This window comes from Pseudoalteromonas sp. M58 (assembly GCF_042604605.1).
Taxonomy (GTDB): Bacteria; Pseudomonadota; Gammaproteobacteria; order Enterobacterales; family Alteromonadaceae; genus Pseudoalteromonas; species Pseudoalteromonas tetraodonis.
This window is the reverse complement of the sequence record NZ_CP152390.1, coordinates 3,241,159-3,263,871: the sequence shown is the minus strand read 5'-3', so window position 1 is coordinate 3,263,871 and position 22,713 is coordinate 3,241,159. Positions and strand designations below refer to the sequence as shown.

14 protein-coding genes are annotated in these 22,713 nt (G+C 40.7%); 8 read left to right on the top strand and 6 right to left on the bottom strand.

What is annotated here, in order from left to right:
* Positions 1 to 8 precede the first annotated feature (8 nt).
* On the top strand, positions 9 to 797 hold the full coding sequence (locus AAGD16_RS15030) for a PhzF family phenazine biosynthesis protein (protein ID WP_013466229.1): 789 nt from the start codon (positions 9 to 11) through the stop codon (positions 795 to 797).
* Between the two features lie 52 nt (positions 798 to 849).
* Here the strand turns inward: AAGD16_RS15030 and AAGD16_RS15025 are convergent, their stop codons facing one another.
* The gene (locus AAGD16_RS15025; protein WP_013466228.1) at positions 850 to 3,360 is read right to left on the bottom strand and encodes a zinc-dependent metalloprotease; all 2,511 of its coding nucleotides are present in this window, start codon (positions 3,358 to 3,360) and stop codon (positions 850 to 852) included.
* Positions 3,361 to 3,652: 292 nt separating this feature from the next.
* On the opposite strand from AAGD16_RS15025, the gene AAGD16_RS15020 reads away from it, so the two are divergent.
* The 4 genes from AAGD16_RS15020 to AAGD16_RS15005 all read left to right on the top strand — a co-directional run bounded on the left by AAGD16_RS15020 (position 3,653) and on the right by AAGD16_RS15005 (position 11,053).
* Positions 3,653 to 4,831 carry an efflux RND transporter periplasmic adaptor subunit gene (locus tag AAGD16_RS15020; protein ID WP_028834707.1) on the top strand — a complete coding sequence of 393 codons (1,179 nt, stop codon included), beginning with the start codon at positions 3,653 to 3,655 and terminating at the stop codon, positions 4,829 to 4,831.
* A 13-nt stretch (positions 4,832 to 4,844) separates the two neighbouring features.
* Complete coding sequence (locus tag AAGD16_RS15015) at positions 4,845 to 7,976, top strand: efflux RND transporter permease subunit (RefSeq protein ID WP_013466226.1); 3,132 nt, start codon at positions 4,845 to 4,847, stop codon at positions 7,974 to 7,976.
* Between the two features lie 277 nt (positions 7,977 to 8,253).
* The gene (locus AAGD16_RS15010) at positions 8,254 to 8,829 is read left to right on the top strand and encodes a hypothetical protein (protein WP_013466224.1); all 576 of its coding nucleotides are present in this window, start codon (positions 8,254 to 8,256) and stop codon (positions 8,827 to 8,829) included.
* 151 nt (positions 8,830 to 8,980) lie between these two features.
* Positions 8,981 to 11,053 carry a S9 family peptidase gene (locus tag AAGD16_RS15005; protein ID WP_036957027.1) on the top strand — a complete coding sequence of 691 codons (2,073 nt, stop codon included), beginning with the start codon at positions 8,981 to 8,983 and terminating at the stop codon, positions 11,051 to 11,053.
* Positions 11,054 to 11,117: 64 nt separating this feature from the next.
* Here AAGD16_RS15005 and AAGD16_RS15000 read toward each other — a convergent pair whose 3' ends face one another.
* Complete coding sequence (locus tag AAGD16_RS15000) at positions 11,118 to 11,591, bottom strand: Dps family protein (RefSeq protein ID WP_008112861.1); 474 nt, start codon at positions 11,589 to 11,591, stop codon at positions 11,118 to 11,120.
* Between the two features lie 399 nt (positions 11,592 to 11,990).
* Here AAGD16_RS15000 and AAGD16_RS14995 point away from each other — a divergent pair, with 399 nt between their 5' ends.
* Positions 11,991 to 12,200, top strand: a complete 210-nt coding sequence (locus AAGD16_RS14995; RefSeq protein ID WP_016899028.1) for a hypothetical protein — start codon at positions 11,991 to 11,993, stop codon at positions 12,198 to 12,200.
* Here the strand turns inward: AAGD16_RS14995 and AAGD16_RS14990 are convergent.
* Together AAGD16_RS14990 and AAGD16_RS14985 are read right to left on the bottom strand one after the other, a co-directional pair.
* Positions 12,197 to 12,802: an alpha/beta hydrolase gene (locus tag AAGD16_RS14990; RefSeq protein WP_028834704.1), complete on the bottom strand. Its 606-nt coding sequence runs from the start codon at positions 12,800 to 12,802 to the stop codon at positions 12,197 to 12,199. The two genes, AAGD16_RS14995 and AAGD16_RS14990, sit on opposite strands and share 4 nt — an antisense overlap.
* 184 nt (positions 12,803 to 12,986) lie before the next feature.
* Positions 12,987 to 13,523, bottom strand: coding sequence for a YaeQ family protein (locus AAGD16_RS14985; RefSeq protein ID WP_016899030.1), 537 nt, complete (start codon positions 13,521 to 13,523; stop codon positions 12,987 to 12,989).
* A 91-nt stretch (positions 13,524 to 13,614) separates the two neighbouring features.
* Between AAGD16_RS14985 and ylqF the strand changes: the two genes are divergently transcribed.
* Positions 13,615 to 14,559, top strand: coding sequence for a ribosome biogenesis GTPase YlqF (ylqF, locus tag AAGD16_RS14980; protein WP_008465001.1), 945 nt, complete (start codon positions 13,615 to 13,617; stop codon positions 14,557 to 14,559).
* 425 nt (positions 14,560 to 14,984) lie between these two features.
* Positions 14,985 to 18,440, top strand: coding sequence for a PAS domain-containing hybrid sensor histidine kinase/response regulator (locus AAGD16_RS14975; RefSeq protein WP_096038853.1), 3,456 nt, complete (start codon positions 14,985 to 14,987; stop codon positions 18,438 to 18,440).
* A 104-nt stretch (positions 18,441 to 18,544) separates the two neighbouring features.
* On the opposite strand, the gene AAGD16_RS14970 is transcribed toward AAGD16_RS14975, so the two are convergent.
* Both AAGD16_RS14970 and AAGD16_RS14965 read right to left on the bottom strand, forming a co-directional pair.
* A complete protein-coding gene (locus AAGD16_RS14970) occupies positions 18,545 to 20,089 on the bottom strand; it encodes a tetratricopeptide repeat-containing sulfotransferase family protein (RefSeq protein WP_290172099.1) in 1,545 nt (514 codons plus the stop codon).
* 71 nt (positions 20,090 to 20,160) lie between these two features.
* A complete protein-coding gene (locus AAGD16_RS14965) occupies positions 20,161 to 22,557 on the bottom strand; it encodes a TonB-dependent receptor (protein ID WP_016899050.1) in 2,397 nt (798 codons plus the stop codon).
* Between the last annotated feature and the right edge of the window lie 156 nt (positions 22,558 to 22,713).

Genomic DNA, 22,713 nt, shown 5'->3' with positions numbered 1-22,713 from the left:
TGCCCACTATGAAATTAACTATCCATCAAATCGATGCGTTCAGCAGTGAACTGTTTAAAGGTAATTATGCTGCCGTGATCCCATTGGAGTCTTGGCTTAGTGATGATCTTATGCTGAATATAGCTTCGGAAAACAATGTGTCTGAAACCGCTTTTACTTGTCAGTCGGCAGATGGAAGCTTTGCGATACGTTGGTTTTCGCCATTAATGGAGATTGATTTTTGCGGCCATGCTACTTTAGCGGCGGCCTATGTGCTTTGTGAGCAACATAGTATATCGCAGGTGTGCTTTAGCGCAGAGGCGGTGGGCAAACTGATTGTTAATAAAAATAACGATGGCAGCTTTGCTATGACCTTTCCTAAACAAGCCCCTGAAGAGGTTCAGCTCATCCCTGATGCTCTATTAGCTGGCCTGTCTATACAACCTGTTAAAGTGCTGAAAAACCGCCAAGCTTATTTTGCTATTTATGATAATGAGCAGCAGGTTGTAGATCTGAAAACAACCAATGAACAACTAAAAAAATTAGCCCCATTAGATGTGGTTGCAACAGCACCGAGTGTTGAGTACGACTTTATTTCTCGTTATTTTTGGCCTGCCAGTGGGGGTGATGAAGACTTTGTAACCGGCTCAATTCATACTGGGCTTGCCCCTTATTGGGCAGGGCAGTTTGGAAAAAATTCTCTCAGTGCTTATCAAGCCTCACAACGAGGTGGGAAGCTACACTGTGAAGTGGGCAATACAACAGTGACATTAACGGGTCATGCCGTAAGGTACCTTAAAGGCACTATTTACCTTTGAGTTAGTGTAAAAAAGGCCACGTATGACGTGGCCTTGGTTTACTCAGTGTTATTTATGCTTCTAGCGCTTTGCTAATTAAGCGGTCGATATATTTTTTATGTGCTTTGGTTGCGGTATCAGCGCCCCATGCAACCTTTTTATCGGCTATTTGAGTTAGCTGATATAGCGCGGCTGTTTTCGCTAAGTTATCGTATTTACTTGCTTTTTCTAGGCCTGCAATCGCAATTAGCTGATTAACATATTCAATCTGTAAATTATGACTGATTGAATTAGCGGTTTTACTATCAACAAAGATACTTGCAGTTAAATCCTCCATAAATTGCGTAAGGCTGTATTCATTACCATATAAAGCAGTATCTGAAATACGCAGTAACACAGCAGGATGTAGTAGTTGCGCTAGTACACTCTTTTGCATACCTAAAATCATTTTATGCGGTTTAGGGTCTTCGTTTTTACCGTAATGATTAAACCCACGACGCTGCTGCTGCATAAAGTTATACAATGGCTGCATGCTTTGCAGTACATTTGGAGCAAACACATACTCAGCTAAAATAGCCATTGCTTGGGTTTGACGCTCAAGTGGTACCGGTGTAAAAGGCTTTGCTGCATTTTCATCGCCCACGACGGCACGCTCTACATACACGCCACCAATTTGACGAGATACCACGCCTGCTTGTGCACGATACTGGCCAAATAGGCTGTTAGCTGAAGTAACAAGCTGTTGGTAAGACTCACCTTTTACTGTAGCTTTGTCTTTAAGTTCTGCAAAGAGCGTATTGATCAGTGCCATTCTATCTGCCCCGTAAGCTGCAGGGTTAGACGACAAGTCACCTATCATCACGCGAGGGTCTATATGGCGGCCAGGGGCACGCATGTCGTCGGCATCGTTACCAAAGGAAAGCGCATGTTCGCTTGAGCGAGCGAGTATTTTATCAAGGCGAGCTTGCTCTGCAGCTTCATCTTTAAGCGCTGCGCTGTAGCCGTAATTTATTGCCCAATCATCGTATGGACCTGGTTTAGTTTGGAAAATATCGCCTTGAGTCACACCCGTTGGCGCTATATTTGCTGGCGCATAGTCCATTACCGAGCCGGTAACTATGCCTTGGGTTTTACTTTTGTCGTGAACTTCTTTCTCATCCCACAAAATAGAAGACTTCATGTTGTGATTAAGACCTAGAGTATGCCCTACTTCATGTAAAACCAGCTGAGTTAAGCCTTGGCGTAACATTTGGGTATCTTCAATATCAGCGCCATTTGCTAAGCCCTTGGCCATTATTAGGCTTTGCTGTAATTCATGACCTAAAGAGCAATTGAGTTCTGAATAGTTGGTTGGCTGTGTATGGCTCATCGTGCCTTGAGTATACAGTGTGTCGTATATCCAGCGGTTTTTCATAAATACAAACTCAAGCATAATGTCTGAGCCTAAAATTTCACCGGTTAACGGGTTCGCTAATGCTGGCCCATACCCACCAAACGGTGGTTTGGGTGATGAAGTCCAGCGTAGTACGTTATAGTTAATATCGCCGGCATCCCAATCGGCATCGTCAGGTTGTATTTTCACTTCAAGTGCATTTTTAAAGCCTGCTTTTTCAAATGAGGTGTTCCAAGCAAGTACGGCATCACGCACGGTGTCACGCCATTCAACCGGTGTGGTGTTTTCTATCCACCAGGTAATCGGTTTTACTGGTTCTGAAAGTGCAGCGTTTGGATCTTTCTTTTGTAAATCCCAGCGCTTAATGACATCTTGGTATGGCGCCCAGTCGGTTGACGTCATTTTATCAAACTGATTGGTGAAATAACCAATACGTGCATCATCAAAGCGAGGTTGGTAATTGTTTTCTGGTAAAGCCACAAATGAATGTTGTACTTTTACCGACACACTTCGGGGGTCGCTTATCGCACCTGAACCTCGAACGGTTGGGCTGCTATTGGTAAAAACATAATCAACAACCACATCTAGGTTGTTAGGGTATGGGCGCTGTTTGATGATGCGTGATTTTTTATCGTCTAATTTACCTACTTTAAAACGCTTTTTAGCATTTCTATCGTTTGGGTTAGGCGTAGGAGATACTTTATGTAGCGCTTCACTTAAAAAAAGCTTATTTACATTAAAGGCTATTTTACCTTCTTCTTGTTTTTCTATTTTTATACTTGCAAGCACGGCTTCGCTGATGTTAGCTTCACTGGCTTTGGCAAGTGCGCTATTTTCGTTAAATAAGTAGCGAGGGGTTTTACTAATAATATCAATACGATCAAAGTATTTTCTAAATTCAATCAGCTTTGTTTCACGATACGACCCACGAAAATGACCCGCATCAGTTACACCATCAATGGTATGCGCAAAGTACACAAAGGGCGTATCGAGCTGTGATTCGTTTATCACCATTAAGTGATCGCCGGTTTTTTCATCTTGGTAAAGATTAAAAATACCCGCAAATTCGATTTGCCCTTTAATCATTTCAGTTAATGTTTGTGGTTTCTTTTCTTCTTTTTTTTCTGCTGCAACAGCATAGCTGCCACTAAGCGCTATACTCAGCGCCAAGGTAAGTGTGGTTAATTTCATCGTTTAGTCTTTTTTAGTTGTTAATGTAATTTTACTGTACGGTGTGTCATGCTTTTTCGCACAGTATGATTAATAAATACTAACCTAAAGTGATTAGCTTTATGATTTATAATGGTAAAAGATTGTAACAATACATTTATAAAGCGGCTTAACAGTGCTTTTGACTTACCTTTTATTTGCTGAAGAAGACCTTATTTATACCTTTTTGTAACAGTTGCTTACAAATGTCACGTTAATGTTTCATTAAGCTTTGGTATCATAGTGCTAATAGTAATTTGGGAGAAATAAACAGATGCAAGGTAATGTACTTAGATGGGCTTTTCCATTTGTAGCACTGGCATTAGGTGTTGCTGGTTTTGTTGCAATTAATGCGATTGCAAAAGAGTCAGATAAAAAAGAAGTCATAGACACTCGACCAACGGTGCAAGTTGAAGCCGTTTCCGCTAACGATCATCAAGTTATCATTAATAGTTATGGTGAAGTGCAGCCACTAGAAAATACCCAACTTTCAGCGCAAGTGTCAGGTGAAGTCGTCAGCTGGCATCCAAGCTTTGTGGCGGGTGGTGTTGTGGGTCGCGGCGAAACCTTATTTACTATTGAAAAAGATAACTACGAGGCTGCGGTATTGCAAGCTGAAGCTGAACTTGCCCGCGCTCAAGCGATGTTAATTGAAGAGCAAGCGCAAGCCAAAGTCGCAGAAGACGAAGCAAAACGTTTCCCAAATAAAGCACGTACAGATTTATTTTTACGCAAACCACAAGTGCTGAGTGCGCAAGCATCAGTTAAGTCGGCGCAAGCAGCATTAAAAAGAGCCCAACGCGATTTAGACAATTGTGAAATCACCGCACCTTACGATGCATTAGTGGTTAGTCGGAATGTGGGGGTTGGCCAGTTTGTTAGTATGGGCGCTCAAGTTGCCGAGCTGAATAATATTGAAACCGCTGAAGTGATTATTCCGATCGCAGGTTTTGACAGTGTGTTTTTACCTGAGCGCGTTAAAGGGGTAACGGCAACCGTTATTAAAACAGGATTCAATGGGTTTACTCGCCAAGCAGTAATAGACCGCGATTTAGGGATTGTTGATAACGCGACTCGCATGAGCAGTTTAGTGGTAAGAATTGAAGATCCTTATGGACTGACTAATCAGCAGCCTGCAATTAAATTTGGCACTTATGTACAAGTAAACTTTGCCGGCACTATGCTCAATAATATTTATCGTTTACCGCAAGAGTTAGTAAATAACCAAACCGTGTGGATAGTTAATGATGAGCAACAGTTAGAGCCGCGTAAAGTAAAAGTGATTCGTGAAGAAGGCGAATATTTTTATATTAGCGATGGCTTACAAGCCAACGATAAGCTCGTTACCACCTTACCGGAATACCCTCAAAAAGGCATGGCAGTAAAAATAGCCGGTTTAACAGAGACTAAAAATACAGATGCAGCAGAAAATGCATCCACTGAAAAACTTTAAGGTAGGGTGAGTTATGAATAACACAGAACAGCCCAATACAACCAAACAAACAGGGTTAATTGCGTATTTTGCTAACAACTCTGTTGCTGCCAATTTAATGATGTTTTTTATTATTGTAATGGGGCTTATAAGCTACTTTACCATTCAGCGACAAATGTTCCCTAATATAGAAGTCAACTATATTACTGTAAATGCAAACTACCCGGGGGCGTCGCCACAAGAAATTGAAGAAAGTATCTTAATAAAAATTGAAGAGTCGCTAAAAGATATAACTGAGATAAAAAAAGGGGTATATCGCGCTTTTCGTAATGGGGGTTCTGCCAGCCTTGAAATTAATACTGACGCAGAGCTTACTGACGTTCTCGATAAGGTAAAACTGCGAGTAGATGGTATCGCGACTTTTCCTGCAGGAATGGAGCCGGTTACCATTAGCCAAATAGAGTTTCGCCAAGATGTAATTGGCATGACGCTCGTGGCTGACCTACCGCTAAATGAGCTTAAGCCAATCGCAAATCAGGTTGAAGATGAACTCTTGCAGTTATCGAATGTATCTTTAGTGGTAAACGATGTGCCACTGGATGAAATTGCCATAGAAATAGAGCCCGACACACTGCGCCAATATAATTTAACCTTATCGGATGTAGCGAACGCGGTACGTCGTTATTCGGCTAACTTTTCAGCCGGACAACTAAAAACTGATGCGGGTGTTATTTCGGTTCGAGTAGAAAATCAGTTTTATTCTGGTGAAGAGTTTAGGCAAATTCCGGTAAAAATTGGCGCCAATGGTGCCAAAGTGTTGCTACAAGATATTGCTATAATCAAAGATCAGTTCGTTGAAGGTGAGCGTTACTTTAAATTTAATGGCGAAAACGCGGTTTATTTATCGGTAAAAGCCACCGAAGATCAAAACATTATTCCGGTGGCCGATTCGGTTAAAGCGTATATTGATCAAAAAAATAAAGAACTGCCATTGGGTGTACGTATAGAGCCGCTAATGGACTTTACTTACTATCTAAATGCACGCTTAGACATGATGAAAGCTAATTTGCTGCAAGGTGCAATTTTAGTCGCTATTATGCTTTCGTTATTTTTACGTTTTAAGCTCGCACTGTGGGTAATGATTGGTTTACCAGTGTGCTTTTTAGGTGCGATGATGCTGATGCCGTTATTTGGTATCACAATTAATATTGTGTCTTTATTTGCCTTTATTATGGTGCTGGGGATTGTGGTGGATGATGCCATTGTCATAGGTGAAAGTGCCTACACCGAAATAGAAAAAAAAGGCGGCGGTGTTGTTAATGTGGTTAATGGCGCTAAACGAGTGGCAACCCCTGCCACCTTTGGTGTACTAACAACCATTGCGGTATTTGCGCCGTTTACGCTTTCAAGCGGCCCTGAAAGTTCCTTTTTTATAGGTATTTCAGTGGTGGTGATTTTATGTTTAATATTTAGCTTGATTGAATCTAAGCTGATATTACCGGCACACATTGCGCATACTCACTTTTCACCTATTAACCCTGACGGTTGGCGAGCACGCTTTAATAAGCGCTTTTTTGGCTTTGTAAATGGACCGTATAGGCAGTTTATTGTTAATTGTATAAAGTGGCGTTGGACGGTGCTGTTTAGTTTTATTGCGCTACTAATTTTCACCTTTGCGTTAATATCGTCAAATCAGGTGAGAATGATCCCATCGCCTAAAGTGCCGCATGACTTCCCGCAAATTAATGTTGAGATGAACGATAACGTATCAGACATCCAAACTATTAATGCTATTCGCCAAATCGAAGCCATGGTGCTTGAAATAGATAAGCAAACCGAGCGCGAAGAAGGGCAAAAGATGATTCGCGATGTATTGGTATTTAACCAAGGTCGTACAGAGGCGCAGTTATTAGCGCCATTGGTTGATGAAGATTTACGCCCTTATAATGCCTTTGAGCTTTCGCGCCGCTGGCGTGAAGCGATGCCTAATATTGCGGGCGTTAAATCGTTAACTATTCAGGATGATGTTGGCGGTGGAGGTGGCGGCGGTAACGGTGAGTTTGGTTACTTGCTGTATGGCTCTGATATCGATACATTGAATGAAGCAGGGCGTCGCTTTATTGGATTATTGCAGCAGCAAGAAGGCTTATTTGATATAAGCTCTACCATTGATCCTGCTAGCAAAGAAGTACAAATGAGCTTAAAACCAGTCGCCTTTGACTTAGGGTTAGATTTGGCCTCAATTGCAAATCAAGTCGGTGCCAGTTTTTATGGTGGCGAGGCGCAACGTGTTATTCGTCGCGGTGAAGAAGTACGGGTGATGGTACGTTACCCTAAGCTTACTCGCGAAGCGTTTTCATCGCTTAAACACGCGGTTATCACCACGCCCCAAGGCAAAGAAGTATTGCTAGGAGATGTGGTTGAGCTAACTGAAACCCCTGGTATTAGTTATATTCGTCGTGAAGGCGGTTATCGCACTGTTTATGTGTATGGCAACATTGATGAGGAAGTGATTGAGCCAGGCGAAGTGGTTAAGCAAGTAAAAGAAAATTTACTACCACAACTGTTGGACGAATACCCAAGTGTTAAGTCAGAACTAGGTGGCGCAATTGAAGAACAGCAGGCGCAAGCTAATGAGCAACTGCTATTTTTTGCTGGTGGTATGATTTTAGTTTATATACTACTTGCCGTACCGTTAAAAAGTTACTCACAACCTCTCATTGTAATGTCGGTTATTCCATTTAGTTTAACGGGGGCAATATGGGGTCATTTTTGGTTTGGTTTAGATATTAGTTTAATGTCGGGCTTTGGTTTAATTGCTGCTGCAGGGGTGGTTATTAACGACTCCTTAGTGATGACTGATTTTATTAATCAGGCGCGTCGTGCTGGTATCAGTATAAAAGATGCGGTTATTGAAGCAGGCTGTGCACGTTTTAGGCCCATATTACTTACCTCAATTACGACCTTTGCAGGGGTATTGCCGATTATGTTTGAGACCAGTTTACAAGCCAAATTTGTAATACCTATGGCGGTAGCTCTGGGCTTTGCGGTTATGTTTGCAACACTGATCACCCTTATTTTGGTGCCGTGTTTGTATATTATTTTAACCGACATAGGCGCGCTATTTAAGCGCCCGTTCGCAAGTAAAAAAGCGAGCGTAAGTTAACATCACCCAGATCATGTAGCTGAAAAAAGCCAACCGTTTATAAAGCGGTTGGCTTTTTTGTTTTATGCTCATTAGTGCAAACTTTAGTATTGTTTTTAAACTCTGGTTACATTCTTTTGTTTGATTATTGCAACATTGCGAATTACAATCAGTCGGTATTGGTATTACACAATGGTTTTTAACCTAATACTTTAGTTAACGCATATTAGCTCACGAGCTAGTTTGCCTGTTGAAAGCCATATGTTATGGGCGACGTTTGACTCTTTAAGGTTTTGCAGTGTTTATACATTCATCATTAACATGTGGAGAATGGTTAACTATTGGCTGTCTTGGGCTCGATCAGTATAGCCAGCTCTTTGTTGGTGATACGGTTAGTGTGAGCTTTTACGATGAGCATGGCGAATTAACTCAGCTAGCGTTTGATTATGAAATACTCTCTCCAGAGCAGGGCGAACCGCATGCTTGGAGTTTGCTGGTGGTTGAGCATATTAATATGCATATTCCGCTTGTGTGCGCTGGTAGAATGACAGAGCAAGGATTGGTGGTTGCGTACCGACATAACAAAATATTTGCACTTGAAAGCAGTGGTATTTGTAGCGCGGTGGTTCACTTTAATCGCGCTGAAAAAAATAAAAAATTAATCACAGTCAATAGCCTTGGATACGACGCGGTTTATCCTCAAAATGGCGATATGTACAGTGCGGGCACCAAAGTATTACAGCCAAAAACAGGGCATATATACCAGTGTAAGGCATGGCCATTTAGTGAGTTTTGCCGTGTGAATGAGAATAGCGCTATGTTTGAGCCAGGCGTTGGTGAAAGCTGGGCGATGGCTTGGCAGCAAATACAGTAAATCAACTTCCCTTAGGTATAACGACAACAATAAAAATTCTCGTAGTTTTTAGTTATCGAATTTATACCGCTTTAGCCCACTCAACTATGAGTGGGCTTTTTTATTTTTATGATAAACTGACCGCCATTGTTATTTTTTAAGCGGTTTTTTTGTGTCTTCTTCTGATTATTCTTTAAGCTTATTACCTAATTTCCCTGTTGCTAAAAAGCAAGCTCATGCGCTGACTACTCATGCTAAAACACGCAGTGATGATTATTATTGGATGCGCGATGATGAGCGACAAAATGCCGATATACTCGCACATTTAGCGCAAGAAAATGCCTATTGTGATGCACAATTAGCTGCCATTAAGCCACTACAAAATACATTATTTGAGGAGCTTAAAGGTCGTATTGTAAAAGACGATAACACTGTACCGGTAAAAGACGGCCAGTATTGGTATCACTCAGAGGTTCGCGGAGATGATGAATATGCGCGTCATTATCGCAGCCGCAGTATGGCAATGGCTGATAAAGAACTACTACTTGATGTTAATGAGCTTGCCAATGGCTATGAATTTTATGAGTTAGGGGAAGTGGCACTGAGCCCCAACGAGCAATTAATGGCTTACTCTGAAGATACCGACGGCAGACGTATATACACAGTACGGTTTAAAGATTTAAGTAGCAATACAATGCTCGACGATGCACTTGAGATTACCGAGGGGCAAGTTGTTTGGGCGAACGACAATAAAACCGTATTTTATGTAAAAAAGGATTTAAAAACCTTATTGGGTTATCAAGTTTTTAGACATGAGCTAGGGACTGAGCAACACCAAGATGTGCTGGTATACGAAGAGCAAGACAGCAGCTTTTTTATGGGCTTAGGTAAAAGTCGTGATGAAAGCTTAATTATTATTGATTTAGCGAGCACAGAAACTAACGACATGTGGGTGCTTGATGCCAATCAACCGCAAGGTGAGTTTACCGCTTTAATGCCGCGCGAAGAGGGGCATGAATTTGATATCGATAAGCTTGGTGATACTTTTTATATAGTGACTAACTGGCAGGCCAAAAACTTTAGATTAATGACCGCAACAAGCGACACCATTGCTGATAAAAACCAGTGGCAAGCACATACCCCTCACCGTGAAACTGTATTATTAGAAGGCGTTGAACTATTTAACGACTTTTTAGTGCTTAGCGAGCGCGAACAAGGCCAAGCACGCTTTGTTGTGGTTAACAAAAACGGCGAGCGAATGAACCTTGAGTTTGATGATCCTTGTTACTACGCCGCTATTGCGATGAACCCAGAGCCAAGTGTAACCCATGCACGCATTTACTATTCAAGCTTAACAACGCCAGGTTCGCTCTATAATGTTGATTTAACCACAGGCGAAAAAACCTTACTTAAACAACAAAAAATACTCGGTGATTTTAACGCAGAAGGCTACCAGTCAGAGCGACTTATGGTAAGCGCTCGAGATGGAGTAAAAGTACCCGTGTCGTTGGTATATCGTAAAGATAGCTTTAACAAAGATGGCTCAAATCCGTTGTTTCAATATGGTTATGGCGCGTATGGGATCACCATAGATCCTAGTTTTTCGAGTACATCACTGAGTTTACTAGACCGTGGCTTTGTCTATGCGATTGCGCATGTGCGTGGTAGCGAAATGCTAGGGCGTTCATGGTACGAACATGGTAAAAAACAGCATAAACAAAATAGCTTTAATGACTTTATAGATGTAACCAAAGCGCTCACTGAGCAAGGATATGGCAACAAAAGTAAAGTGTTTGCCTCTGGTGGCAGTGCTGGGGGGTTATTAATGGGAGCTGTGGTAAATCAAGCGCCTGAGCTTTACTGTGGAGTGGGCTGCCATGTGCCATTTTTAGATGTACTCACCACAATGTTAGATGAAAGCATTCCGCTTACAACAAATGAGTATGATGAATGGGGTAACCCAAATGACCCCCATTTTTACGACATTATTGAAGCGTATTCACCGTACGACAATATTAGTGCGCAACACTATCCCAATATACTGGTGACAACCGGTTTGCACGACTCACAAGTACAGTATTGGGAACCAATGAAATGGGTGGCTAAAATGCGTGAATATAAAACCGATGATAATATTTTAGTGTTTAAAACCGACATGGATGCAGGACATGGTGGGGCATCGGGTCGCTTTAAAAGCTTAGAAGAAAAAGCGCTAGAAATGGCCTTTTTTATCGCTTTGTCATAGCCCGTAAATGATTGTTACAAAAAAGCCTCAGTAATAACTGAGGCTTTCTATTTTTTAAAATAACTTAATCTAGGTAGGCTTTTAACATCCACACTAGTTTTTCTTGCTCTTTAATGTAGTCACTCATTAATGACGCGGTACCTTCATCATCAGCTTCAGCGGCTTGTGCAAGAATATCGCGCTGCATTTTAATTAAGCTGCTGTATCCGGCAAGTAAGTTCTCTACTGCGGTTACGCCATCGCTGATCCCTTTTGCTTCTTTAATTTCACTTACTTCTAAGTAATCTGAAAATGCATGTAGCGGTGCACCATCAAGCGTTAAAATACGTTCTGCGATTTCATCTACTTTTAATAGTAGTAAGTTATAAATTTCTTCAAACTTTAAATGTAATTCAAAAAAGTTTCGGCCTTTAATATTCCAGTGAAAACCGCGCGCATTCATATATTGAATTTGATAGCTGCTTAAAAGCGTATTCAGTGACTTAATAATATCTTCACTTTTTGTACTGTTTAAACCAATTGCATTTACTTGCGACATACTTTGCTCCTTAAATAACCGTTTTATGAATTTGTTTACACCTTGTTCAATACAGTCAGTATTACCTAAGATGGTGTATTAATAAAATCGTTTATACATATTGGTGTAATAGCTAAAAGCTATCACCTTAGCTCGACTTTTTAAATAAGTTAGCTAACGCTGTTCAATAGATATGGGTTGTGTTTATAAAAATACTACCTTGAGCAGCGAAATTGTTTATTTTGTGAGTACAAAATATGATCTAAAACAAGCTTTTGACAGGCGCAGCGGACACTTATTTTATTTATTGATGTAGGTCAAAAAACGCTCATAAGTAAAGCGCATAATCACTATAACCCAACTTGATAGGGATCACTTTATTGAGTTAAGGGGCTACTTGATTAGATACGGAGAGAAATTATGGAAGCTAAAACACGTAAAGAAAATAAAGCTGAACTCATCGTTATTGGTATTGCTTTGCTAGGGTTTGTATTAGGGTTAGTTGCGCACTTAGCGGGTGCGAGTTTTGCAAACTCTGATGCCTTTGGCTATATTGCTGCACCAATGCCCTTAGTGCTAGGTATTATATTTTTGATCAGCTACAAAGTGGCGGCTGCAGCCGAGGACTAAATGTCCTCATTCAAACGCTCAAGAATATAATTAACGACTTGGCGTGAGTAAATCATACTGGTATGGCTTAAGTGAAATACCTTATGTTCGGCCATACCCTTTAGCTTGGTTTCATCTAGTAATACGGTGCCATCAGAGCGGCTGCCTTTTACAATGAGTGGCATTAAGCCAATCGGTAAGTCGCCGGCAATGCTATATAGCTTGGCTTTAAAAGGCCAATCACCATTCTTAGAGAGTAAAAACTCAACGCTATTTTTTAATAATAGCTCGAACCCTTTTTGCTGCATTTTTTCAGCAATATGGCTGCCAGTATGTGGCGTTCCTAAGGTGATTACCTTTTCAACATGATGACTTGGCGCTGAGTTTGCCTCTAAATAGGCGCGAGCAACTAAGCCCCCCATAGAGTGACACACTAAAGCAGAAGGCTCGTTGCCAATAAATTCATCTATTTGCGAAAAAATAGCATCCCGATTAGGGTCACGCGTATTGTAGGTAAGGTTTAAAACTTTCACCCCCGACTCCTCCAAGCGTGAGCACAACGGGCGCATAACCAAGCCAGACATATATAAGCCATGTAAAACAATAACGTGTTTAACTTTCATACGCCCCCTAATACCAATTTTATTAAAAACATGATCATTCTAGCGTATTAAATAATCCGCTACCTACGTTAAAAATTATTTATATAGAACAACTATATGTCACAATTTTCGCCTTGTTACCGACTTATTTACTTGTCGCTATAATAGATAACTAATTTAATGCAATTGGTATAACCTATTCTAGTTACATTAATTGCTGAGGTTTTATCTCAATATTGGTAGTGTCGGTATTAACCCAAACTTCGCCATCTTGAATGGTAATTGCCAATTTAATATTACGATCAACCAACGTAGCTAATAGCTGAGTAGCAGCATAATCAAGACTAAAGATGCTTAAGTTTTTAAACTCATACAATTTAGGCTGATGCTTTTGCCACCAAATAGCTTGGTTATTCTCGCCATAGGTATATAAAATTACTTTTTTAGCTTTATTACAGGCTTTTTTAAGGCGCTTTTCATCTGGTAACCCCAGCTCAATCCACAGCTCTATTTCTTCACTGTAATTGACATGCCAAAGCTCCGGCTCATCATCAGCGCTTAACCCTTTGGTAAACTCTAAACCATCACAGCTATTAAGTGCAAAAGCGAGTAAGCGGATCATCAACCGCTGATCTGTTTCTGATGGGTGTTGTGCCAAGGTCAGGTGAAAGTCTTGGTATACGTGACGGTCCATATCGCTAAGCGATAGCTGCGCCTTCATGATGGTAGATTTGAGAGCCATAGTGTCTTATATGAAAAAATTTGCGTCAGTATAGCGCAATTAAATGAATTGCCAGTTAAAATAGCTACAAATTATATGTTAGGAGTTAAAAATGGCTATCCAGTGGTTCCCTGGGCACATGAATAAAGCCCGAAATGAAATTAAAGAAATAATGCCACAAATGGATGTGATCATTGAAGTGCTAGATGCGCGCATTCCTTACAGTAGCGAAAACCCGATGGTGGCTACCCTGCGTGAAGGTAAGCCGGTCATCAAAATTCTCAATAAAGCCGATTTAGCTGATCCTAAAATGACGCAAACCTGGAAAGACTATTTTGAGCAAGAAAATGGCGTAAAAGCCATTGCATTTGGTAACGATAAAGCCGCAGAAGTGCATCGAATTAATGAGCTATGTAAAAAGTTAGTGCCACATAAAGTCGGTGCCGATAAGCAAATTAAAGCCATGATCATGGGTATTCCTAACGTAGGTAAATCGACGCTCATAAATGTGCTTGCTGGGCGTATAGTGGCTAAAACGGGTAACGAGCCTGCAGTTACTAAGGCGCAGCAACGTATTAAACTTGATGATGGCATTATGCTTTACGATACGCCAGGGATGCTGTGGCCAAAAGTAGAGAACGAAAACTCAGGTTATCGTTTAGGCGCAACCGGTGCGATACGTGATACCGCTATTGAGTACGAAGAAGTGGCAAGTTACACCGCTGAGTATTTATTGCATGCTTATCCTGAGCTTTTAAAAGCGCGCTATAAATTAGATGAACTGCCAGAAAGCGATTGGGAGTTTGTTGAAATGGCGGGTAAAAAGCGCGGCTGTATTCGCGGTGGTAACCAAATCGATACGTATAAAATGTCGGAAATTCTAATTAATGAATTACGAGATGGCATTATCGGTCGTATTACCATGGAAACACCTGCCATGCGTGAAGAAGAAGAAATAATGGTGGCTGGATTGCGCGCGGCAGCAGAGGCGAAAAAGCAAGCCAAAGAAGAAGAGAAAAAACAACGCCGAGCACGTGCACGAAAAAACCGTCGTTAATTTATAAAAGCGCAGGTTAAGGCCTTACGCACTAAATTACAGACATAAAAAAAGCCCGTAAGGGCTTTTTTAGTTTCATATCTACCGTCACCGATATGAGCAATGTAGCAAGTAAATGAGTAGGGCGGAAACAGGTCATAAACAGCAAGGGGCGTTGTGGTTTATAACAGGTTTCCATAGCTGTTAACGTGCGCCACACGTTGTTTCAGGGTCGAGAAACAAATGAACTTTTCCGTCACAAGAAGTGTGCTTCGTCTTGTTGATAGTGATTATCAATTAGATTTAAACAACTGTCAACACCTAAATGCAAATAATTCTTATTTTACCTTTTTGTTCATTTATAGCACTAAAGTAAGGGCTGCTTTTTGCTACACATCCCCTTATGCTAAGTTAAGTATTATAAAAATAATAACAAGAACAAAAATATGTTTTCAATTTGGTTTATTAGCCTTATTGCTGTGGTGTATCTAGGGATATTATTTGCAGTTGCGGGCTGGGCGGATAGGCGTAAGGTACTTCCTTTCAAAGGTTTAACCTACGGGCTGTCATTGGGTGTTTATTGTACCTCATGGGCTTTTTACGGCACCACAGCACAAGCGGCTAGTAATGGCTGGTGGTTGGCGCCTACCTATGCGGGCACGATTATATTATTTATTTTTGGCTGGCAGCTGTATTGTCGTATTGCGCATATTTGTCGACAGCAAAAGCTTACCTCTATGGCTGACTTTATTGCTACTCGCTATGGGCAGTCGTCGAGTTTGTCAGGGCTTATCTCACTTATTTCAGTGATAGCAATTGTACCGTATATTTCTTTACAACTTAGTGCGACCGCACAAAGTATTAATTTACTCACCGACCGAGCCCCCACTCAAAGTAACCAAGTATGGGCAGACAGTACGTTTTATATTACGTTATTGCTGGCTTTATTTGCTATTTTATTTGGCGCTCGCAGGCTTAAGCCCAGTGAGCATAACCCCGGGTTAATTGCCAGTATTGCCTTTGAATCGATTGTTAAGTTACTTGCCTTTATTGCGGTGGGCTTGTATGTGTGTTTTTCTATATTTGATAGCCCTATTGCTTTGTATGAACAGGCGCAAGCGCTAAACATACCAACACACGTTGCCGCGACTCAAAGCCCCGTTTATGTCTATGTTGCACATACCTTGTTGGGGATACTGGCAACGTTATGTTTGCCGCGTCAGTTTCATATGAGCTTTATTGAAAACAATAACAATAATGAACTGGCAACTGCTCGCTGGTTATTTCCGTTGTATTTATTACTGATCAACTTATTTATTTTACCTATAGCTTACGCTGGGCTGGTTTATTTTAGTGATAGTAGCGTTGGTCAAGATACCTTCGTATTAGCGCTGCCAATGGCGACAGATAATAGCGGGGTAACCTTACTGGCCTTTTTAGGTGGCTTTTCAGCGGCCACAAGTATGGTGATTGTGTCGGCAATTGTGCTGTCGGTGATGATCACTAATGATTTTATTAATCAGTTTATTTTGCGTCGCTCACAGTTAACGTCAAGCAGCCGAGGATTGGATAAAAACAACTTATTGCATGCGCGTAAAATTGTAATTGTACTTATTTTATTACTCAGCTATTTCACTCATAGAGTGCTTGCAGAAACCACCACACTTGCAACCGTTGGGCTTATGTCGTTTACCTTAGTTGCGCAATTTGCTCCTGCGATGATTATTGGTTTATGGTGGCGCCACGCATCGTGTCGTGGTGCACAGCTCGGTATTTTAAGTGGCTTTGTAATTTGGGGTTACACTTTACTGCTACCTAATTTAGCCAGTGGTTTTGGCAGTCAAAGTAGTTGGTTAATAGAAGGGCCATGGCAAGTTGCTTGGTTAGCGCCCACTAATTTACTTTCATTGAATTTAGAAAGTATTAGCCAATCATTACTGTTGTCGTTAGGGGTTAATACGTTAGTGTATTTGCTTGTACCACTATTTAGTCGTGCAACGCTTGCTGAGCGCCTGCAAAGCAATAAGTTCATATCTCAATTAAACGACTCGCGATTAAACACCACATTGCAGCCACTCAATTATGAAGATTTAGGGGCATTATTACAGCGTTTTGCTGAAAAAGACGCGAGCCATTCTTTAGTGCAGCAGTATTTTCCGCATGACAAAAGCCAATGGAAACGTATCGCTAATGTTGAGCTTGAGTTATTAGTTGAGCGTGAAATGTCAGCGGTTATTGGTGGTGCATCAGCACGGCTAATTTTAGATGTAGCGAAAAATGAGCAGCGCCAGCCTTTAGAGCAAGTTGCTGAGTTTGTCGATGAAGCTAGCCAAGTGCTTAAATTTAATCGTGATTTACTGCAATCTACCATTGAAAACATTCAACAAGGGATTAGCGTGGTTGATAGTGAGTTGCGTTTGGTCGCTTGGAATCAGGGCTATAAGCACATGTTTAATTACCCCGATAGTGCTTTATATATAGGCCGACCCGTTGCCGATATTATTCGCTTTAACGCTGAGCGAGGCTTATTTCGTGGTGAGGATATTAATACAGAAGTCGATAAGCGTTTAGCCTATTTAAAACAAGGCAGCGCGTATAAATATCAACGCGCACATAGTGATGGCAGAGTATTTGAAATGCAAGGAAATCCCTTGCCTGGTGGCGGGTTTGTAACGACCTACACCGACATAAGTGAGTTTGTAAAACAACAAAAAGCACTTACCGAAGCGAATGTTAGTCTTGAAGAAAAAGTGGCTACGCGCACTGCCGCATTAACACAGGCTAACCAAGCGCTTTCTAAAGCTAAGCAAGTAGCAGAGCAGGCAACAGTAAGTAAAACACGTTTTTTTGCCGCGGCGAGTCACGATTTATTGCAGCCATTTAATGCCGCAAGTTTATTTTGTTCGCTAATGAACGAAAAAGCTCAAGATACTGAGCTTAAAGATCTAGCTATGAATATTAAAAATTCCTTAGCAAGTGCAGAAGAGCTACTTTCGAGTATTTTAGAGTTAACTAAACTCGATTCAGGTTCGTTTAAAGTGCAGTTAACGGAATTTAATGTGAGTAGTTTAATAGAGCCACTGCGTAATGATTATTTAGCACTAGCTCAAGAAAAAGGCCTCGGTTTTATCGTTGAGTCGTGCGATGCGCGAATTTATACCGACAAAGCATTACTTAAGCGTGTACTAAGAAACTTACTTAGTAATGCTATACGCTACACAGAGTATGGTGAAGTACGTTTAAAAGTTTTACTTGATGAACATCATGTATCGTTTGTGATTGAAGATACAGGCATAGGCATTGCTACCAGTGATCAGCAGAGTATTTATCAAGAATTTAAGCAGCTGGGCGATAAACCTAACGCCGAGGGATTAGGATTGGGGCTTTCTATCACCAAACGTATTTGTGATTTATTAAATATTCCTTTGGTAATGGGCTCTCAGCTTAATAAAGGCACTCAATTTACTTTAACCATGCCATGCAAACCTAGTTTAAAAACACCAGCCACTGCGCATGTACCTGCCAATTCAGAAACTGAATTGGGTCGTTTATGTATTTGGCTTGTGGATAACGATCGTAATGTACTTGAAGCGCTAAAACAGTTGCTAGAAAACTGGGGCTGTGAAATTGCCACCGCCACTAACTTAATTGAACTTGAGCAACTCAAAGCAGAAAATACACTACCACAACTACTTATTGTTGATTATCAATTGGATGATGGTGTAACGGGGCTTGAGGTGATTGAACAAGCAGGATTAATGACGTTGCCTGCCATTGTTAATACTGCAAACCACGATGAGCAAATACGCGAGCGCGTACTCGATGCAGGTTATCCTTTATTGTACAAACCACTTAAAGCACCGGCATTAAAAAGAATGATAAAACGACTGACTTTACTTTAAGCTAAGTGGGTTAATAACACACCAGAGCCTTGTTTTTCATGATTTTTAGCTATGTTTAAATCACTAATTGCGGGTGAAAGGCATGACTTGCTAATTATTATCGATTAATTAAACTTATTCGATAACATATCACAGGCTTGCTGATAATGTTGCCAGTAGCCAATACTCTTACTATTGAGTGGTTGGCGAATTTGCACTTTGCTAGCAGTAGCCGAGGCGCTGTTGCTTTTATAAAACGCTAAGCAGCTGGGCTGCCATTGTAAATTACAAAAATTAAATAATGTTTGAGTTTGCAAGGTGGCATCTGTTACTAGCTCTTCATAGTGTTGAATCATTACATTATTAGGATACTTTTTCTGAAAGTGGTTGATAAGTAACTTATAATCTTGATAAAAATGAGCAATATCTTGTAAGTCATAGCTGTAATGATGAAATGCACTGTGCGGGCTATATAGCTGCCTGTAATTTGCAATACAGCTATCCACAGGGTCGCGCAGCATACAGACTATTTTTGCCTCTGGAAACGCAGCTAAAATAAAATCAATAAAGTAAAAATTAAAGGGTTGCTTGTCACAGCTCCTAGGTGAAGTCATCATGCTTTCGCAGCGCGATTGGTAGCCATTTAAGGGGTTATCAAGCTTAAACTTTTGAAATGCCTGCTCAATCATACGGATATCTAAAACATGTTTTGACGCTGCAGTGCTTTGTAGTAACTGTGCAATGTCATTTAGCTCCCCAAGGCCGGTCACCTCGGTACTTTGATTAATAATTTTTTCTACTAATGTGGTGCCTGAGCGAGGCATACCCATGACAAATATGGGTGAGAAGTCAGCGTTTTTTGCTGTTAATTGAATCTTTTCACTTAATGCTATTAATTGTTGGCAAAATATTTGGTGTTTGCTGGCTTCATAGTTTACTTGATGTTTTATAGCCAATTTACTATCACGAAAGTAACTAAAAGCTTGTTCATAATCACCAATATGTTCGTGATTTAGTGCCAAACTGTGATAAATCATTTGCTGTTCTGTTGCAGTTAAGCTACTACTAAGTCGTTTTTTTAGCTCGGTAATATGTGTTTTTGCTTCAGTTGAGGTATTTAGTTCTGCAAGAGAGTAATGTGCTTGTAAGTAACTTGGCTCGCGTTTTATAAGCGCTAATAATAGCGTTTTTGCGTGATCTAATTGGCCATTTATTTTATAGGCAATGGCTAAGTTGTAATTAATTTTGGGGTGTGTAGGTGCGGCTTCATAAGCTATTTTTTGCCATGCTAAAGCATGTTTATAGTCACCAAGTCGAGTCGCTATATTAGCTAAGGTATCCCACTCTAGAGGCCCATAACCTTGATACTTGATAGCTTCCTGATAGTAACTGGTCGCCAATGTTACGTCACCCTTTAGTATCATTAGCTTAGATAAATGCAGCACATATAAGGGATGGTTATTGATTGTTAAGGCTTTTTCTATCAGTTGTATGGCTTTGTAGTTGTCGCCTGCAGCAATATTCACTTCGGCTAGTAGGTAATAGCAAAAATGGTCTGTCGCATCGTACTGTAATTGCTTAACTAGCAGTTGGTGAGCGGCGGATAACTGGTTATTGTTTATTGCTGTAAATACCTGTTTTTTTAACTGATGTTGATGTGCTGTTAGCATAAATAACCTTAACGAGAGGTAATAATAAAGCCTTGCTGATTATCAACAAGGCTTTTAACTATCGCTCAGTTTTATAGTTCAAAGTTATAAGTAAACTTCATACCAATAGTGCGAGGCGTTGTTGTATAGTGAGCGTATACGCGTTGTAATTCAGGTAACGCTTTATTAGCGCCAGAGGTCGACATACCAGCCCATGACTTATCACGGCGTACCGAAGTAAAAGCATACTTATCGAACAGGTTGTCGATATATAATGTAGCTGACCACATATCACCTGTTAACTTAGCTGATAAGTTGCTTAATGAATAGCCAGCTAATGTCTCACCATCGTCTCTTAAGCCCACTTTGGTAATCATATCGCTTTGTGCAGTCATACCGTAGTTAACGCTCAGTAGTTTATCGTCGAGCACATCTTGCTCATAACGAAGGCCGAATGAAAACTGATGCTCAGGGGCGCCGGGTAATCGATCCCCATTCATAGCGCCAATGCCAATACCAAATAAATCTGGTGCATCTTCAGTTAGTTCTGCTTTTGCATAAGCGTAAGTCGCGTAAGCTGTCCAGTGATCGCCAATGATTGCACGAGATGAAATTTCTACGCCTTTTGAGTTTGCTGAGCCTGCATTTGATGTAATAAGCTCTTGGCCATTAACAGTAGAGCTACCCACTTGGGCGTCATTCCAGTCAACATTAAAGAGTGCAGCATTAAAGTGCAATCGATTTCTGAGCCAGGTTGATTTAAAGCCAAGTTCATAGTTTACCGTGGTATCAGCCTTATAGTCTTCTTCACTTGGAAGAGCACAAACAATTTGCTGTTCTGGTAACACATCTGGACACGGCGCAATACCATTACCGCCACCAATTCGAAACCCTTCACTGACAGTAAAGTAAGCGAGTACACCAGAATCAAACGTATAGTTTGCATTAAACTTAAATAGATTACCGTTATCATTGGCGCTAACATTTTCCATCTCAATTTGGTCAAGAGACGAGAAATTGCCAGAATAAAGTGGTGTAGCTGACCCTGCATTGGTGGAGATATCATATTCATATAAACGCGCGCCCAAAGTGATATCAAACTGATCAGTAAAGCTATAGCCAGCCTCACCAAATAATGCTTTTTCTGTTATTTCTGAATTACTAAGGGCGATATATTCTAGATCTTTTTGTACGTTCGCAATACCACCGCCCCAAAAGTCAGTTAAGCCTGGGGTATATTCGCGGTCATCTGATAAGTTTTCTTGTTTATTATAGTAGCCGCCTACAATCCAACTTAATGGGCCCTCTGAAGCCGATACTAAACGCAATTCTTGAGTGAAGTTATCTTGATCTGAAGTATCTAAAGTTTGACCAACAAATGCAGGAAAATCAGCGTAACCAGTCCAAATATCATAAAGTAAGTCGGTTTGATCTCGCTGCCCAGACTGCTCATAGCTTGACCAACCAGAGGCTGATACAAGTTCAGCAAAGCCTAAATCAGCTTTGATTTCTAAGCTAAGTAAATCGTTTTCTTGCTCGCCCGGTTCAAGCACGCGAGCTGCGTTTTCATATTTACCTACAGTACCTTGAAGTGCGCTGCTATTTGCTAATGCGCCATATTGTGACGTTGAGTTGCCGCCATTTTCTTGTTTTTGATAAAAGTAATTGAGTGTTGCATCAATTGATGAGTTTGGCTGCCAACGAACAGAAAAGCGTCCCGTAGTGATTTGCTCATCGTTAACGTCATTAACGCGTTGTAAGTTTTCATCAATATCATCTTGGTTTGTAAAATCTGGATTAGGGTTTGAGACCCCTGGGTTTCGTACTACGTATTTATAATCAATATAACCAGGTCTGTCATAATGATTAACGCTGGCACGAACGGCTAACACGTCATCGATAAGCGGGGTATTAAATACCAGGCCAAACTCACCCCCAGTATCATCGCTTTCATTAATTGCGAATAAATCGCCACTCACGCTACCTTCAGTAATGTCTAATTGTGGTTGCTTTAATAAATAGCGTATAGCACCACCTAAAGTACCAGCACCATATAAGGTACCTTGCGGGCCAATTAATACTTCGACTCGATCAATATCAGTCAAGCGAAGATTAATATTAAGCGGTATTTCACCAACATAAGTAGCTACAGTGCCCCCATCAGAGCCGCGATCTGACGAGTTAGTATTTAAACCTCGAACAATAATTGGAGAACCTTCACGACCACCTTGATCTGAAACTGTTAGGCCTGGGACCCAACGAGCTACATCTTCTAAATCACCAATGTTTTGATCCTTTATGACATCACTATTAAGCGCTGTAATATTTAAAGGAGCCTCTTGAATTGAACCTGAGCGACGTGTAGCAGTAACCTCAATCTGTTCAATTTCTTTATCAACTTTAGGCTTTTCTTCTGCTGAGGCATGATAAGAGGTGATTAATTGAGTTGTAATTGCGCAAGCAAGAATTTTTCTTTTAAACTTTTTCATTTTGACCCTGTGAATGTTTATTTGATTATTGTTTTATATCAAGAAAGCATGTTAATGAGGTGTAATCAAGCGCGGTGGGTGTGGCTTTAAAATCAATATTCATTAATCTAGGGAGGTTATTCATTAAAAAGGTTTTTTTCGGTGTTTTTTAGTTTT